This window comes from Polynucleobacter nymphae (assembly GCF_018882155.1).
Lineage (GTDB): Bacteria > Pseudomonadota > Gammaproteobacteria > Burkholderiales > Burkholderiaceae > Polynucleobacter > Polynucleobacter nymphae.
The window spans coordinates 458,278-472,862 of record NZ_JACVPA010000001.1 but is presented as its reverse complement, the minus strand read 5'-3'; the positions used below and the strand labels follow the sequence as shown (position 1 = coordinate 472,862).

General features: G+C 44.9%; 18 protein-coding genes. 12 read left to right on the top strand and 6 right to left on the bottom strand.

Annotation, left to right across the window (positions count from 1 at the left end; translation table 11 throughout):
- Positions 1-199: 199 nt before the first annotated feature.
- Genes bchF through ICN29_RS02400 form a run of 11 tightly spaced genes read left to right on the top strand, consistent with a single transcriptional unit; the run spans position 200 to position 10,431 of the window.
- The gene (gene bchF / locus ICN29_RS02455; RefSeq protein WP_255538030.1) at positions 200-868 is read left to right on the top strand and encodes a 2-vinyl bacteriochlorophyllide hydratase; all 669 of its coding nucleotides are present in this window, start codon (positions 200-202) and stop codon (positions 866-868) included.
- Positions 869-886: 18 nt separating this feature from the next.
- Positions 887-1,612 carry a magnesium protoporphyrin IX methyltransferase gene (gene bchM / locus ICN29_RS02445; protein ID WP_216129374.1) on the top strand — a complete coding sequence of 242 codons (726 nt, stop codon included), beginning with the start codon at positions 887-889 and terminating at the stop codon, positions 1,610-1,612.
- Between the two features lie 2 nt (positions 1,613-1,614).
- Positions 1,615-3,063, top strand: coding sequence for a BCD family MFS transporter (locus tag ICN29_RS02440; RefSeq protein ID WP_304609953.1), 1,449 nt, complete (start codon positions 1,615-1,617; stop codon positions 3,061-3,063).
- 56 nt (positions 3,064-3,119) lie between these two features.
- Entirely contained in the window at positions 3,120-3,890 is a 771-nt protein-coding gene (puhA, locus tag ICN29_RS02435; protein ID WP_216129372.1) for a photosynthetic reaction center subunit H, read from the top strand.
- 31 nt (positions 3,891-3,921) lie between these two features.
- A complete protein-coding gene (puhB, locus tag ICN29_RS02430; RefSeq protein WP_216129369.1) occupies positions 3,922-4,587 on the top strand; it encodes a photosynthetic complex putative assembly protein PuhB in 666 nt (221 codons plus the stop codon).
- Positions 4,584-5,048, top strand: coding sequence for a photosynthetic complex assembly protein PuhC (gene puhC, locus ICN29_RS02425; RefSeq protein ID WP_255538029.1), 465 nt, complete (start codon positions 4,584-4,586; stop codon positions 5,046-5,048). Before puhB ends, puhC begins: the two co-directional genes overlap by 4 nt.
- 19 nt (positions 5,049-5,067) lie before the next feature.
- Positions 5,068-6,162, top strand: coding sequence for a magnesium-protoporphyrin IX monomethyl ester (oxidative) cyclase (gene acsF / locus ICN29_RS02420; RefSeq protein WP_255538028.1), 1,095 nt, complete (start codon positions 5,068-5,070; stop codon positions 6,160-6,162).
- Positions 6,163-6,166: 4 nt separating this feature from the next.
- A complete protein-coding gene (gene puhE / locus ICN29_RS02415) occupies positions 6,167-6,919 on the top strand; it encodes a putative photosynthetic complex assembly protein PuhE (protein WP_216129367.1) in 753 nt (250 codons plus the stop codon).
- 11 nt (positions 6,920-6,930) lie between these two features.
- Positions 6,931-7,818, top strand: coding sequence for a chlorophyll synthase ChlG (gene chlG, locus ICN29_RS02410; protein ID WP_216129365.1), 888 nt, complete (start codon positions 6,931-6,933; stop codon positions 7,816-7,818).
- Between the two features lie 7 nt (positions 7,819-7,825).
- The gene (locus tag ICN29_RS02405) at positions 7,826-9,178 is read left to right on the top strand and encodes a BCD family MFS transporter (protein ID WP_216129363.1); all 1,353 of its coding nucleotides are present in this window, start codon (positions 7,826-7,828) and stop codon (positions 9,176-9,178) included.
- Between the two features lie 50 nt (positions 9,179-9,228).
- Positions 9,229-10,431 carry a geranylgeranyl diphosphate reductase gene (locus ICN29_RS02400; protein WP_255538027.1) on the top strand — a complete coding sequence of 401 codons (1,203 nt, stop codon included), beginning with the start codon at positions 9,229-9,231 and terminating at the stop codon, positions 10,429-10,431.
- A 177-nt stretch (positions 10,432-10,608) separates the two neighbouring features.
- Here the strand turns inward: ICN29_RS02400 and ICN29_RS02395 are convergent, their stop codons facing one another.
- The 4 genes from ICN29_RS02395 to ICN29_RS02380 all read right to left on the bottom strand — a co-directional run bounded on the left by ICN29_RS02395 (position 10,609) and on the right by ICN29_RS02380 (position 13,378).
- Positions 10,609-11,088 carry a lipocalin family protein gene (locus ICN29_RS02395; RefSeq protein ID WP_369411620.1) on the bottom strand — a complete coding sequence of 160 codons (480 nt, stop codon included), beginning with the start codon at positions 11,086-11,088 and terminating at the stop codon, positions 10,609-10,611.
- 103 nt (positions 11,089-11,191) lie between these two features.
- On the bottom strand, positions 11,192-11,563 hold the full coding sequence (locus ICN29_RS02390) for a hypothetical protein (protein ID WP_216129359.1): 372 nt from the start codon (positions 11,561-11,563) through the stop codon (positions 11,192-11,194).
- An 8-nt stretch (positions 11,564-11,571) separates the two neighbouring features.
- Complete coding sequence (locus ICN29_RS02385) at positions 11,572-12,156, bottom strand: NnrU family protein (RefSeq protein ID WP_216129357.1); 585 nt, start codon at positions 12,154-12,156, stop codon at positions 11,572-11,574.
- A gap of 25 nt (positions 12,157-12,181) precedes the next feature.
- On the bottom strand, positions 12,182-13,378 hold the full coding sequence (locus ICN29_RS02380) for a Coenzyme F420 hydrogenase/dehydrogenase, beta subunit C-terminal domain (RefSeq protein WP_216129355.1): 1,197 nt from the start codon (positions 13,376-13,378) through the stop codon (positions 12,182-12,184).
- 136 nt (positions 13,379-13,514) lie between these two features.
- Between ICN29_RS02380 and ICN29_RS02375 the strand changes: the two genes are divergently transcribed.
- The gene (locus tag ICN29_RS02375) at positions 13,515-13,988 is read left to right on the top strand and encodes a glutathione peroxidase (RefSeq protein ID WP_216129353.1); all 474 of its coding nucleotides are present in this window, start codon (positions 13,515-13,517) and stop codon (positions 13,986-13,988) included.
- Between the two features lie 33 nt (positions 13,989-14,021).
- Here the strand turns inward: ICN29_RS02375 and ICN29_RS02370 are convergent, their stop codons facing one another.
- Both ICN29_RS02370 and ICN29_RS02365 read right to left on the bottom strand, forming a co-directional pair.
- Positions 14,022-14,177: a hypothetical protein gene (locus tag ICN29_RS02370; protein ID WP_216129351.1), complete on the bottom strand. Its 156-nt coding sequence runs from the start codon at positions 14,175-14,177 to the stop codon at positions 14,022-14,024.
- Entirely contained in the window at positions 14,174-14,356 is a 183-nt protein-coding gene (locus ICN29_RS02365; RefSeq protein WP_215295283.1) for a hypothetical protein, read from the bottom strand. Before ICN29_RS02365 ends, ICN29_RS02370 begins: the two co-directional genes overlap by 4 nt.
- Between the last annotated feature and the right edge of the window lie 229 nt (positions 14,357-14,585).

Below are 14,585 nucleotides of genomic sequence, written 5' to 3'. Positions count from 1 at the left end.
GGGCTAATTTGTAACAAATTTATAACAACTTCATTTGGCATTCTTTTTCCATAAATTGCCATAGGGATACTACTAATAATAGGGTTACCCCGAGGGGTATATTTTCCCAAATACCGTAAACTTTGGTTGACACTTTTAGACTTTAAAAGTGGGCTCTTCATTGTTTTAGAGGTGTTTTAGAAAATTTAGCAGACTGCGCATGGAAAATACTTATAGACCACTTTATACCCCAGAAGAGAGGGTAAGAAGGGATGCAACTAAATGGACTCTAGTTCAAGGAATTTTAGCGCCCATTCAGTTTGTTGTTTTCCTAGTTAGCCTTTATCTCGTTCTGCGTTTTTTATTCACTGGAGAAGGTGAGCAAGCAGCAAATATTTCAGTAGTAGTTAAAACACTCACGCTCTATACCATCATGATTACCGGTTGTATTTGGGAAAAAGTGGTTTTCAATTGTTATTTATTTGCCCCAGCATTTTTCTGGGAAGACGTATTCAGTATGTTGGTATTACTTTTACATACCTTATATCTGGTAGCCCTAGGAACAGGGTATTTAGATCAAACCCAACTCATGTTGCTCGCTTTAGCTGCTTATGCGACCTATGTGATTAATGCCAGCCAATTTATTTGGAAGTTGCGCATGGCCCGTTTGGATGAGGCTAAAAAAAAGTTGGCAGCTGCCACTCTCAATCCTGCAATGGCAAGCGTTCAGGCAGTAATGGCCCGAGCTTCAGCTACAACCTTGACAGGTTTGACTACGGCAGAAGCAGAAGAGTTGCATCGCAGCCTAGTACAAGGGACGCAATTTTTTGGCTTCGTAGCGGCAATAGCCCATCTATTGGCCTACATCTATTCCCCATGGTTGAAATAATTGATAGGCGATGATTTGATGCTTGAAAATTCTTACACCCAAAAGCGCAGTCAGCTCCAAGAGTATTTCGATCGCACTGCGGTAGACGCTTGGGCAAAGCTCACGTCCACTGCTAAGGTAAGCGGTATTCGTGCCAAGGTTCGTGCTGGGCGCGAAGAGATGCGCCATGTGTTGCTCAGTTATTTACCGAGTGATTTGACCGGCCAGCGCGTTTTGGATGCTGGCTGTGGAACCGGAGTCTTAGCAGCCGATTTAGCAAAGCGGGGCGCTCATGTCGTCGCGATTGATTTATCACCGACCTTAGTTGATTTGGCTCGCGAGAGAATTGGTCAAGATGTTGGCTCTGGCTCCATTGAGTTTCGCTCTGGCGATATGTTAGATCCTTCTCTAGGTGAGTTTGATCATGTAGTTTGCATGGATTCGATGATTCACTATCACCATTTGGATATTGCTGATGCGATGGCAAAGCTTGCTGCTCGTACCCGAGCCAATATTGCCTTTACCTTTGCTCCCAACAATGCAGCACTGAGTACCTTATTGACCATCGGTAGCGTATTTCCGAGAAGCGATCGATCACCATTTATTCAGCCGATTTCGATTGACTCCCTCACAAGGACCTTTAGTAAGCATGATGGTTTGGTAGATTGGGCACCAGTGAGTACGCAAAAAGTGCAACGCGCATTTTATTTTTCACAGGCTATGCGTTTAAGCAAAAAGCCATCTGATCAGAGTAAAGCGCGATAACCATGAAAATGTTTACTCTGACCTGGCGTGGCAAAGAGTTATTTGAAAATTGGAAGAGAGTGAGTCCAAGGTTCTTACCTTTTGCCGATATCGCCACCAAAGATTTGCCATTAAGTCGTCTCTTAAGGCTGTCACTATTTCAGGTCTCTGTTGGCATGGCAATGGTGATGCTGATTGGCACGCTTAACCGAGTGATGATTATTGAGTTGCAAGTGAGCGCCGCTTTAGTTTCTATTATGGTTGCCTTGCCGCTGTTGTTTGCTCCTTTTAGAGCGCTAGTTGGCTTTAAGAGTGATAGTCATAAGTCATTTTTGGGATGGCGCAGGGTACCCTATATCTGGATTGGCTCTTGGTTGCAATTCGGTGGCTTTGCCATCATGCCCTTTGCACTGATCCTGTTGTCTGGCGATACCACCTGGCCTGCTTGGTTTGCGCAAGGAGCAACTGGACTTGCCTTCTTATTGGTCGGCGCTGGCATGCAGACGACTCAAACTGCTGGCCTCGCTCTAGCATCAGACCTTGCCCAGCCAGAAGCTAGACCGAGAGTAGTTGCGATGATGTACATGATGCTCTTAGTTGGTATGGCAGTCAGTAGCGCCATCTTTGGCTATTTGCTGATTGATATCACACCCATTCTGTTGATACGGGTAGTGCAGGGTGTCGCAGCAACCACTTTGATACTAAATTTAATTGCCGCCTGGAAACAAGAACCTCGCCAACCTCATTTAACCGCGCACTCCATTCCAACACCAAGCTTTAAAGAAACTTGGGCCACCTTTTCTCAGCAGGGCAAAGTAATGCGCTTCTTACTAGCCTTAGGTTTAGGCACTGCCGCATTTAGCATGCAAGACATTATTTTGGAGCCTTATGGCGCTGAAGTGCTGGGCTTATCAGTTAGCGCTACGACAGTGTTAACCAGTCTTACTTCATTAGGTGCGCTACTTGCATTTGGTGTAGCTGCACGTTACTTAAATCGCACGATTGATCCCTATCGTCTTGCTTCCATTGGCGCCTTGTTTGGAATTCTGGCATTTAGCTGCGTAATTTTTTCCGAACCATTACTTTCACCTTTGCTATTTCGTTGCGGTGCATTTTTGATTGGTTTTGGCGGCGGATTATTTGCGGTTAGCACTTTAACTGCCGCAATGAGTTTTGAGTCAGGCGGGATGAATGGTTTAGTCCTTGGTGCTTGGGGTGCGGTGCATGCTACTGCATCTGGTATTGCGATTGCAGCTGGAGGAGTGATACGGGATGTCATTTCTAGTCTAGCGACTAGTGGTGTTTTAGGAGACGGCCTCATTTCCACTGCTACAGGTTATAGCTTTGTGTATCACATTGAATTTTATTTACTGTTCGCTACATTGATCGCCATTGGGCCTTTAGTGGTGATGAATAAGCATGCCGTAATGAATGTTTCAAAGAAGTTTGGTTTAGATGAATTACCAAGTTAAGTAGTAGCAAAGTATGTTTTTTCTCAATAAGCGTTATTGTTAAAAGGGAGAGCAAGATGGCAACCGGAGCAATTACAGAGTATGTAGATGTTGCACAATTGGTTCTATATGCATTTTGGGTATTTTTTGCGGCCCTCGTTTATTACCTTACTGTAGAAAGTAAGCGTGAAGGCTTTCCGCTAGAGTATGACGTTCGCGGTGAGACTAGGCGAGCGGCGGGAATAGCTGGCATGCCGATGCCAAAGACTTTCCATACCGAGTTTTGGGGTGATGTGACTGTTCCTAAAGATGAGCCGCTTGAATCAGTTGCTGCAAGACCCTCAAGCTATCTCAATGGAGCCCCTTTAGTGCCAACAGGCAATCCCATGTTAGATGGAGTGGGGCCAGGCGCATATACGAAGCGCGCCGATATTCCTGATATGACATCGGAAGGCCAAAAGCGCATTCTGCCAGGCCGCTTACTGGGTCAATTTAGTGTTGCCAAGCAAGATAAAACTCCTGTTGGCATGCAGGTAGTCGGTGATGATGGTGTAGTAGCTGGCACCGTTAAAGAACTCTGGATTGACCAGGCTGAAGTCGTGATTCGCTATTTTGAAATTGAAACCTTGCCAGAGTTTGGCGGCAGAAGAGTGTTGCTGCCAATGAATTTTTCTAGAATTGGTAAAAACTCTATCAAGGTGGAATCGATTCTTGGCAATCAATTCGCTTTGGTACCAGGCTTAAAGAGCCAGGATCAAATTACCCTGCTAGAGGAAGAAAAGATCATGGCTTACTACGGTGGCGGTACTTTGTATGCAACCCCTGAGCGTCAAGAGCCCCTCATTTAAATCGCTATAAATTGAAAGTAGAAAGTATTTTGTGAATCAAAAACCATATGAATCAGCAGAACATGAGTTCGAGGCAGCCTTAGGGTTGCCCGAACCATTACCTGCTGGCGAAAAAATTCTTTGGCAAGGCGCTCCAAATTGGATAGCCATGGCTAAGCATGTATTTCGTCTGCAGTGGCTCGCAGTCTATTTTGCGGTGATTGTGGTGTTGCAGGTCTTTTCAGTAGCGGGGAGTGAAGGCGGGTTAGCTGCAGGTTGGAGTAGTGTTGCTCTTGCTGTTTTTTTAGCGCTCATTGGTTTGCTGCTGGTAGGTCTATTGGCCTACTGGTCAGCCACCACCACTATGTATACCTTAACAAATCGTCGTATTGTGATGAGGGTGGGCATTGTTCTTACAGTGACCTTTAATCTGCCCTATAAATCACTGAAGAGCGCAGATCTGAAGCTATATAAAGATGGCACTGGTGATATTCCAATGCAAATTGCCACTGAAGATAAGATTGCCTTCTCTCATTTGTGGCCTCATGCACGCCCATGGCGCTTGGCAAAACCAGAGCCGATGATGCGCTGTGTTCCAGAAGCGCAGCAGGTTGCGAGTTTACTTACCCAGGCATGGAGCGAGGCCAGTGGCTTTGCGGTAAAAGTAGATCCAAGAGTTTCTGCCTTGGATAATCATGCGGGAGCGCAAACAGCATGAGCGTCACTCAAGGGAAAGATTTTTTATCTCCTGTTGGGAAGATGCTGATCGCTGATGTGATCATCATTGTTTTGCTGCTAGTGTTTATTAATAGTCGTGACCTGAGTACCGTACGTGAGCCCGATGCATCCCCAGTAAAAGTATTACAGCTACGTTTTGAGGATCGTCCTGATGGCTCAATTGCAGTAATCGATTACAAGTCTGGCAAGCAAATTGAGGCTGTTCAAGGTGAGGCGGGTTTTGTAAGAGGTACTTTACGTGGCCTTGCGCAAGAAAGAAAACGTAGAGGCTTGGATAGCGGGCCACCATTTGAGTTAATTTATCGCGCCGATGGCCGCCTAACTTTATCGGATACCGCAACGGGCCGCCTGGTGGATTTAGAGTCTTTTGGTCCTACCAATGCGGGAACATTTTTTAGGTTATTTAATGCGTCAAATGTTGTAGCAGTGAATAAGTCATAAATATTTATTGGAGTTGGAAATGAATTTAGATAGCGCAGAAAGCATGTTGCAAAGTCAGATCCCTGCAAAGGGATCAGTTAATGAGTCCACCAAGATGGCGTTGGAAGATGCGGTATTAAGCCCGCGCTTTTATACGACCGATTTTAAAGAGATGGATCGCATTAACATTGATTCCTTGCGGCCAGAGTGGGATGCATTGATGGCAGAGTATGAGGGTGACAATAATGCGGATCACTTCCAGCGTCCTGCGGACATGGATAAGGATTATTCCAATCTCCATCCCGCCTTATACGATGAGTTTGTTGAATTCTTAATCAGCTCGATTACCTCTGAGTTCTCTGGTTGCATTTTGTATGCCGAGATTAAGCGTAAGGTTAGTAACCCAGATATGCGTAATCTCTTTGGTTATATGGCCAGAGATGAAAGTCGGCATGCTGGCTTTATTAACCAGTGGCTCAAGGACTTCAATATTGGTATTGATCTAGGCTTTTTAGCGAAAGCTAAGAAATACACTTACTTCAAGCCGAAGTTCATTTTTTACGCTACTTATCTCTCCGAGAAAATCGGCTATGCCCGTTACATCACTATTTTCCGGGAACTTGAAAGTCGCCCTGAAACACGTTTTCATCCGATCTTCTTATGGTTTGAGCGCTGGTGTAATGACGAGTTCCGCCATGGTGAATCATTTGCACTGATCATGCGCGCTAATCCAAAGTTACTCCAAGGCGTTAATAAGCTATGGATTCGCTTCTTCATTCTTGCGGTATATGCCACGATGTATGTTCGTGACCATACCCGTATTGAGCTCTACAAGGCGATGCAGATTTCTCCAACGGATTACGATAAGAAAGTATTGTTCATCACTAACGAAATTATTAAGCAGGTGTTCCCAATTTCTGTGAATCTAGATGATCCTCGTTTCTATCGCTATCTTGAAGAGATGAGAGCACTGTTTGAGAAAATGGATGCCTATAAAAAAGAGGGTGGTCTGATCAATAAAGTGAAGTCTGCTGTTTTGGGTGCCAGAGCTGGTTTAGTGTTCGTAAAGCTGTACTTTATTCCGGTCCAAGACAACACCTTGCCTGCTAACGTTCGTATGGTTCCTACCTGGTAATTTGATGAGCATTGTTTGGCCTATCCTCTACGCGATTTTTATATGGTGGTTTAGCACTGGGATCATTCTCTTACTAAACCAGCGCAATCCTTCGACCTATAAAAATACCTTTTGGGTAAGCGGTATGGTTTTGGCCTTGGCTTTGGTGGGATTAAAAACCAGCGCTAATTTAAGTACGGTAGCGGGCGCTTATTGTGGCTTTACTTGCGCAATACTAGTTTGGGGTTGGCAAGAAATCGGTTTCTTATTTGGTTATGTGACTGGCCCTCGTCGAGAGCCATGCCCAGAAAACTGTCGGGGCTTACAAAAGATGTATTTTGCGTTCCAGACAATTCAGCATCATGAAATTGCTTTAGTTGTCTTGGCATTGGCTGTGACAGTAATGACTTGGGGTGGTTCTAACCAAACGGGCTTCTGGACTTTTATCATCCTCTGGTTGATGCGTCAGAGCGCTAAGCTCAACGTATTTTTGGGTGTTGCAAATCTCAATGAACGTTTCTTGCCAAATCATCTCAAGTACATATTTACCTATTTCACGTGTAAGCCGATGAACCCTTTGCTCCCGCTATCAGTGATCGGCGGTGTTCTTTGCGCAATTCCTTTGTGGCTTTCTGCAGTCCATCCTAGTTCAAGTGACTTTCAGGTTGCCTCCATGTCATTGACTGGCGCTATTTTGTCGCTAGCAGTCTTAGAGCATATTTTGATGGTGGTGCCTTTCTCAAGCGAGCGTCTTTGGAAGTGGGGGATGCGATCATAAATACATTGACTGTGCGCCGTTTCCCCGCGCCATCCGCTATTCTAGAATTACTCAAGCCCATTACTTGGTTTCCGCCAATGTGGGCTTTTGCCTGTGGCGTGATTGCTACTGGCGTTTCCTTTGAGGGACGTTGGCATTTATTAATTGCTGGTGTGATTCTTGCTGGTCCCATGGTGTGCGCTGCTAGTCAGGCGGTCAATGATTGGTTTGATCGCGAGGTGGATGCCATCAATGAACCACAGCGTCCAATCCCTTCTGGCCGCATGCCTGGTACTTGGGGTCTGTATGTTGCCTGTATTTGGACTGGCCTATCACTCTTATTGGGCTGGCTGATTAGTCCTTGGGCATTTGCAGCGACTTTGTTAGGGCTCTTACTAGCTTGGCTTTACAGCATGCCGCCACTCCGCTTTAAACAAAACGGCTGGTACGGTAATGCTGCTTGCGGAATTTCTTATGAAGGCTTGGCCTGGTTTACAGGTTCAGCAGTGATGATGGGTGACTTGCTACCTTCCACTCCATCGATTCTTCTCGCCATTCTGTATAGCATTGGTGCGCACGGCATCATGACCTTAAATGATTTCAAGGCAATTGAAGGCGACCGTAAGATGGGCGTGCTTTCACTACCAGTTCAACTTGGTATCGCTGGTGCGGCCGAGAATGCATGCCTCATGATGTTAGCGCCACAGTTTGGCGTTATTGGACTCTTATTAGTATGGGGTGCTTATTGGCAAGCATTCGTGATCTTGCTGCTTATCGGCGGACAAATCAAAATGATGCATTATTTTTTACAAGATCCAGTCAAGCGCGCATTATTTCTGAGTGGTTTTGGGGTGCCATTGTTTGTTGCAGGAATGATGGTCAGTGCATTTGCAGTGGCAGGACGTTTCTCGGTAAATTAATTGAACTATGAGCACTCCTGAAACTACTTATCTCACTTGGCCCCAAATTGCCAGACTAGGTTTGGTCCAGGCATCTTTGGGATCGATTGTGGTGTTAACGACCTCACTCTTAAATCGGGTGATGGTGATTGAGTTAGCTCTTCCTGCAATTTTGCCTGGTGCATTGGTGACAATCCATTATTTTATTCAGTTAATACGACCAAGAATGGGTTTTGGTTCCGATCAAACACGCAGAGCCAGCCCATGGATTCGTGGAGGAATATTGGTATTAGCTAGTGGCGGCGTATTAGCTGCTGCCTCGACTATTCTTTTAAGCAGTTCCGTTGTTTTGGGCATTGCACTGGCAACCCTTGCCTTTTTAATGATCGGTATTGGTGTGAGTTCAAGTGGCACTGCATTGCTCGTACTTCTAGCAAAAAGAGTCGAGCCTAAAAAGAAGGCTGCCGCTGCCACTTGCGTTTGGTTGATGATGATTTTTGGGTTTGCTTTTACAGCTAGCGTCAGTGGCAAGTTCCTCACACCATTTTCATTTGAGCGTCTATTAATAGTTTCATCGACCGTATCGGTGATTGCCGTGATAGTCACATTCTTGGCAATCTGGGGAATGGAGTCACCCGTTGCTAAAACTGTCCAGTTAATACCGGGCGTAGATGAAGCGGAGTCAGAGAATCCAAGTAAAGCGAGTTTTCGTGAAGCCTTTGCTGAGGTCTGGAAAGAAAGTAGGGTGCGTTCGTTTACTTGGTTTGTCTTTGTATCCATGCTCGCTTATAGCTCACAAGATTTGATCTTAGAACCTTTTGCTGCAGTTGCCTTTGGGTTCTCACCTGCAGAGACAACGACATTATCTGGCTTGCAAAATGGTGGCGTACTCATTGGAATGCTCTTTTTAGCCTTTATTACGAGCCAGGCTAAATCTCAGACTTTAACGTCATTGAGTACTTGGACGATTGGTGGGTGCCTCGCTTCAGCCTTAGCGATGTTAGGTCTGGTTTTATCTGGCCCGATTGCCAATGTCATTTTCTTTCAGGTGGCCGTTTTCTTATTGGGCATCTTTAATGGCGCATTTTCGATTGCTGCCATCGGTTCGATGATGCAATTTGCGAGTATCGGCAGCGCACGGCGTGAGGGTGTTCGTATGGGGATATGGGGCGCATCGCAAGCGATGGCTTTTGGTTTAGGTGGAATTATTGGAACTGGTTTAAGCGATATTGCCAGAATCATTTTGGGTGATCCCGCTTCAGCCTATGCTTTTGTCTTTTTATTAGAAGGTGTTTTATTTGTTGTGGCTGCGTACTTGTCTTATCAGACCAGAATGCAAAAACAAACAAGCAATATTTCGAGTCATTTAGTGGGTGTGTAGTAAATCAATCAATTAACTAAATCAATTAACTGAGTATGATGGAGATGAACATGAGTGCCCTAGAAACTTTTGAAGTCGTTGTGGTTGGCGGTGGTCCTACTGGAGCCACAGCTGCAAGTGATCTTGCAAAGAAAGGTCGAAAAGTCCTCTTATTAGATCGTATGGGCCGCATTAAGCCTTGCGGTGGCGCTATACCTCCTCGCTTAATTAAAGATTTTGAAATCCCCGATGAGCTTTTAGTAGCCAAGGCCAATTGCGCCAGAATGATTGCGCCGTCAGATAAGGCTGTAGATATGCATATTGAGGGCGGCTTTGTAGGAATGGTTGATCGCGATAAGTTTGATGAATTTTTGCGTGTCCGTGCCGCCAATGATGGTGCCGAAAGAAGAACCGGCGTCTTTGAGAAACTGACTAGAGACCCAGATGGAGTCTCAGTTGTGCACTATGTCGTGCGTGGCAAGCATGGCGCTCCCGATGAAACCATGTCCGTTCGCGCTAGGGCAGTGATTGGTGCTGATGGGGCTAAATCTGGTGTAGGACGCCAAGCAATTCCAGGTGCTAAAGATGTGGAGTATGTCTTCGCTTATCACGAGATCGTTAAAGTTCCTGAAAACCCACCAGAGGGTTTTGATGGCTCACGCTGCGATGTGTTTTATCAAGGCGCTTTATCACCAGATTTTTATGGCTGGATTTTTCCTCACGGTACAACCATGAGTATTGGTACAGGTACGGCTGACAAAGGTTTTTCTTTAAGAAGTGCAGTAGAGACTCTCAAAAAACAAACTGGCCTAGAGAATGCTGAAATGCTCAGGCATGAAGGCGCACCGCTACCAATGAAGCCATTAAAGAAATGGGATAACGGCAGAGATGTGATCTTGGCTGGAGATGCTGCTGGAGTGGTAGCTCCTGCTTCTGGTGAGGGTATCTATTACGGCATGTATGGTGGCCGTGTGGCTGCAGAAGCGGTAGAAGACCTGCTGGTGACTGGTAACGGAAAAGTCTTGGCAAAAGCCCGGAAAAAATTTATGAAAGAGCATGGCACTGTATTTTTGGTGCTTGGAATCATGCAGCGTTTTTGGTACAGCAACGATAAACGTCGCGAGCGCTTTGTCAAAATGTGTGAAGATAAAGACGTTCAGCGTTTAACATTTGAATCGTATATGAATAAGAAGCTTGTTCGCCGTGACCCTATGGCGCACTTGAAGATCTTCTTAAAAGATACTGCCCATTTATTGGGTTTTGCGAAAGTTTAAGAAGTAGTCAATCAGCAGTAGTTTTAAATTAATCCCAAAACTGAAGGGAAGTGGAATCATGAGAGATAACAGCGCAACAAGCTTAAAAAATAAAACCGGCAAAATGTACCTGATTGGGATCATTGCATTTTCAGGCTTGATTATCGGGATTACCTTTATTAAATTCCTGTTCTCAGTTTAATTTTGTGGTGTCAGGCTCAGCTGCTCAAGGCTGAAGCCGTTGTCATTCACTAGGCGACCAAGCAGCGCCTGGTATTTACTGGGATCCACTTTCTTGGTACGAGAGAGTATCCAGAGATATTTTCTCCCGGGGTCGCTCACGGCCGCCAGCTGATATTCAGGGTCGATATCGATCACCCAATAATCTCCCCACACCATGGGCAGAAAAGCCAGCCAAGCCGGTGCAAAGCGAACTTCTAGGGTAGGGGAAGTGGAGTCACCAATCTGCCTTGCCGTACCAATTGCCTCACCTTTTTCACCACCCTCAAATGAGCAGCGATTAGTCACGCTGACATTGCCATCTTCTTTGATCTTGTAGGTAGCATTGGTATCAGCAATACATTTTCTCTGAAACCAATTCGGAAACTTAGCAATCTCATACCAAGTGCCCTGATAGCGAGCAACATCTAATGAAGCAATCGTTTTAATCGGCGCCACCGGCTTTGGTTCTGCTTGAGCCCCCTGAGCTATAGCCCAATTTTGTGAGCAACAAAAAAGAAGCAAGCCAAAAATGTAGTAATTTTTTCTCATGATATTTACCCTATGATTTTTTTAATTCTGCCACACAAGTACTCACTTGTTCATTGCCACTTTTGACTTGAGTCAATTCATTACCCATCTTATTGATTTTGAGTTGCCCAATTTGCGGGTCAAAGCGCATCAATATCTGATAGAAATCTTTTACCTCTAGCAAGTTCACCTTCAACTCCTTGCCCTCATAGAGTAGGTTTGCATCAAGAGATCCTTTAGTAATTCCTATCTGAGTAGGGCTGCCATTGAGAGAGCATGTCAGTACTTTGCTTTGACTATCAATCGCTTCCACTTTGGGGGCTTGAGAATCACAACCCCATAAAGCTAGCGACAAGAGGATGCTGATTAAGAGCTCCTGAGTGCGCATACCGGATGATTTCAAAGGAGGGCTCAAGACAGCTGGGCGAGAGGAGAAACTCCAATGAGGTATTGGTGTAATCCAAATATAAAGACTACCCAGAGAATGACTCCAGAAGCAATCGCAATCACTGTAGCTTTGGTGCTCACTTGAGCTTGCTCGGGAATATGAACAGGGCGCTTTCTGGCTGAACGAAAATCCAACACAGCCCAGATTAAAAACCCGCCAAAGAGAATGAGATCTACTAGGGTGCCATTGGAGATGAGATGCGCTAGTGCCCATACTTTGACACCCAAAATCATTGGATGCTTGAGTTTGAGGCGAATTGCATTATTCGATGGCGAGCTTCCTGCTAGGAAGATAAAGGCTATCAGATTTAAGGCTAGGGCAATGTAGATGAGAGCAGCATTGGGTTGCCATAAAACAATTGTATTTTGTCTTGCTTGGCCATAACCAATCACCATGATGACAAATCCAATTAAGGAAATGATGGTGTACAAACCTTTCCACTTCACTTCACCGATACGATCAATCATGTGATTGCGCCATGACTCAGCAAAGATGCGGCAAGAATGGCTAGCAAGAAAAATAATGAGACCAATCAGAAATAAAGCCATGGAATACTCCAAAGGAAAAATAGGTTTAGGGTTTATGAATCTCTTGTTCGCTAGGCTTGATGCCATAGGGCTCTACGAGGGGCCAGATGTGCTTGGGAACCATCGAGGCCATTTTGGCAGGCTGCTCTCTGCGTAGGTGAAGTACTGTTTCAATCGCTTTCATCTCAACGCGTGTGCGAGCAAATTCAAGACCACGAGGCCCAACTCTTGGCATTAACCAGCCCACAATCGGCCTTAACCAGTTCGGCATTTTTCTCAAAGGGAGACCACCAGCAGCGCGCTCAACGTTTTTCATGAAGCCAACCACAGCAGAGTGACGCTTACCAGCGGTTCCCGGTGCTGAGGTGCGTACTTCATCACCTAAAAGATTTAACAACTCTTCACCACGCTCATTCCGTACGATGAGCCATTGCTCACCTTGTCCACCCATATAACCAACCGTAATGTCCGAAAGCACATTGGTGTAATCAACACAGGTGCGGCAGGTTAAGGGAAAGAAATCATTTGGCAAAGTCGAGAGCGGTAATTGCAGAAATGGAATCTCCTTCTTTTTGCCATTCTTAAAGCGCACTTCAACGTGGTAATCGGCTCTAAATTCTAGATAGTTAATCTCATCAGGCTCTGAGCTAACGAGCGATAGAAAGTGATGAAAATTCTCGGTCGTAGTGTTATCAGAGCAGGGTGTACCAATGACGTAAAGCTTTTCTAGGCCCAGCTCTTTCTCTAGAGCCCTTAAGGCATATACCTGGCAAGGGATGCCAATGACAGCCATCTTTTTATAGCCTTTGGCAATCGCAGGCTCTAGAAGGGAAAGAAGCGGTGCATAGCCCATTCTCATGCCACGACACTTGGCCATATCAGACGCTTTATCAATAATGATCGGCAATGGCTTCCAGCGATCGTTAGGATCCTCAGTCATGGTCAAAATAGCATCTACTGCACCAGTTTCTAAGAGACGCTCGCCAATCCGAGTCGTAATTCCAGTCCACTGTGCACCGGTGCTTGGATTTTTAAGTCCTGCTCTGAGCATTTTGATAAAGGGACCAAAATGCAATTCATCAGGACGGGTTACATCTCTTGCTCTACCGTGTACCTGAGTTTCGAGTTCTGGGTAATTAGGCTTAATAAATTGACAAGCCTCACCGCAGCGTTTTGGGTTATCGGTTCGAGAAATTCCACAGTCGGTGCAGAGGCTTCGATAGGGTGCATTAGCAGGATTCATTAGTAGGATTTACTCAGTCTTTTAGACATGATGATTCATAGGGTAAGGGAGCAAAAAGCAAAGTAAACATAATGCATTTATTATGACCTGAATATGAAATATTTGCAGACCGATTTTATGAATATGGAGAGTAATAATGCTACCGAATATCCCCCTCAAAAGACTTGATGGATCCTCAGAAAATTTGCAGGATTATGCAGGCAAGGTACTCTTGATCGTGAATGTCGCAAGCAAATGTGGCTTTACTTCTCAATACCGTGATTTACAAAATCTGTACACAGCAAATCAGGCTAAAGGCCTCGAGATATTGGGGTTCCCTTGCAATCAATTCGGGGCACAAGAGCCTGGTTCGGCAGAAGAAATTCAAAAATTTTGTAGCGCTAACTATGGCGTTACTTTTCCGATGTTCGAAAAAATTGATGTGAATGGGGACAGTACTCATCCCTTATATATCTATTTAAAGGATCAAGCGCCTGGCATCTTAGGTACCACTGGTATTAAGTGGAACTTTACTAAGTTTGTTGTGAGTAAAGATGGTCAATCCGTCACCCGACTTGCATCTGCAGATGGCGCTAGCAAGATGGCAGAGGCAATTCAACAACTGCTCTAGATTAGATTCAGTTCAGTAGTAAACCAGCAGCAATTACTTCTTTTGCTTCTTGTCAGAGTCCAGCCATTCGTTGACATCGGGGAAGGCATCTTGCACTTCACCCATAAATTCACGAACCATGTAATACAGGCCGGCAATTAAGAGGCAAAAAACAAAGATCGATAGAAGGAGTAATGTGGTGTTACTCATTTTTTACGATTCAATAATGCAGATAGTTTGAAATAAATCCCAAAGCAAAATATTGAGGGCACCCATAGCGCTGTAAAGATAGATTGTTCTCGGTCTTGGACAACAAACCATAAATAGGCAGAGGTAAAGAAAGAAATTACCACTGCCATGAGAATGAAGTAATCTGATTTTTTAAACATATTCACTCCTTCGCTTCCTTATTAAAATAATCTCCAATGCCATAGCCAACTGCGCTTAGAAGGCATCCCATGATAGCGCAGCTGCCCAATACGCGAATACCCGAAGAAATACCAAAAGAAAATAGATCTGCAGAAATGAAGCCCCACAGACTTAAGATAATCAATATAAAACTAATTGAGCTAATGAAAAAGCCAAAAATGATGAGAGTCTTTTCGGCTATTTGTGGCC

Excerpts from the sequence above, each read along its gene's own strand:
- puhA (WP_216129372.1), top strand. The coding sequence starts at position 3,120 with ATGGCAACCGGAGCAATTACAGAGTATGTAGATGTTGCACAATTGGTT.
- bchF (WP_255538030.1), top strand. The coding sequence starts at position 200 with ATGGAAAATACTTATAGACCACTTTATACCCCAGAAGAGAGGGTAAGA.
- acsF (WP_255538028.1), top strand. The coding sequence starts at position 5,068 with ATGAATTTAGATAGCGCAGAAAGCATGTTGCAAAGTCAGATCCCTGCA.
- ICN29_RS02405 (WP_216129363.1), top strand. The coding sequence starts at position 7,826 with ATGAGCACTCCTGAAACTACTTATCTCACTTGGCCCCAAATTGCCAGA.
- ICN29_RS02385 (WP_216129357.1), bottom strand. The coding sequence starts at position 12,156 with ATGGCTTTATTTCTGATTGGTCTCATTATTTTTCTTGCTAGCCATTCT.
- ICN29_RS02365 (WP_215295283.1), bottom strand. The coding sequence starts at position 14,356 with ATGTTTAAAAAATCAGATTACTTCATTCTCATGGCAGTGGTAATTTCT.
- ICN29_RS02440 (WP_304609953.1), top strand. The coding sequence starts at position 1,615 with ATGAAAATGTTTACTCTGACCTGGCGTGGCAAAGAGTTATTTGAAAAT.
- ICN29_RS02370 (WP_216129351.1), bottom strand. The coding sequence starts at position 14,177 with ATGAGTAACACCACATTACTCCTTCTATCGATCTTTGTTTTTTGCCTC.
- puhE (WP_216129367.1), top strand. The coding sequence starts at position 6,167 with ATGAGCATTGTTTGGCCTATCCTCTACGCGATTTTTATATGGTGGTTT.
- ICN29_RS02375 (WP_216129353.1), top strand. The coding sequence starts at position 13,515 with ATGCTACCGAATATCCCCCTCAAAAGACTTGATGGATCCTCAGAAAAT.
- puhC (WP_255538029.1), top strand. The coding sequence starts at position 4,584 with ATGAGCGTCACTCAAGGGAAAGATTTTTTATCTCCTGTTGGGAAGATG.
- bchM (WP_216129374.1), top strand. The coding sequence starts at position 887 with ATGCTTGAAAATTCTTACACCCAAAAGCGCAGTCAGCTCCAAGAGTAT.
- ICN29_RS02400 (WP_255538027.1), top strand. The coding sequence starts at position 9,229 with ATGAGTGCCCTAGAAACTTTTGAAGTCGTTGTGGTTGGCGGTGGTCCT.
- ICN29_RS02380 (WP_216129355.1), bottom strand. The coding sequence starts at position 13,378 with ATGAATCCTGCTAATGCACCCTATCGAAGCCTCTGCACCGACTGTGGA.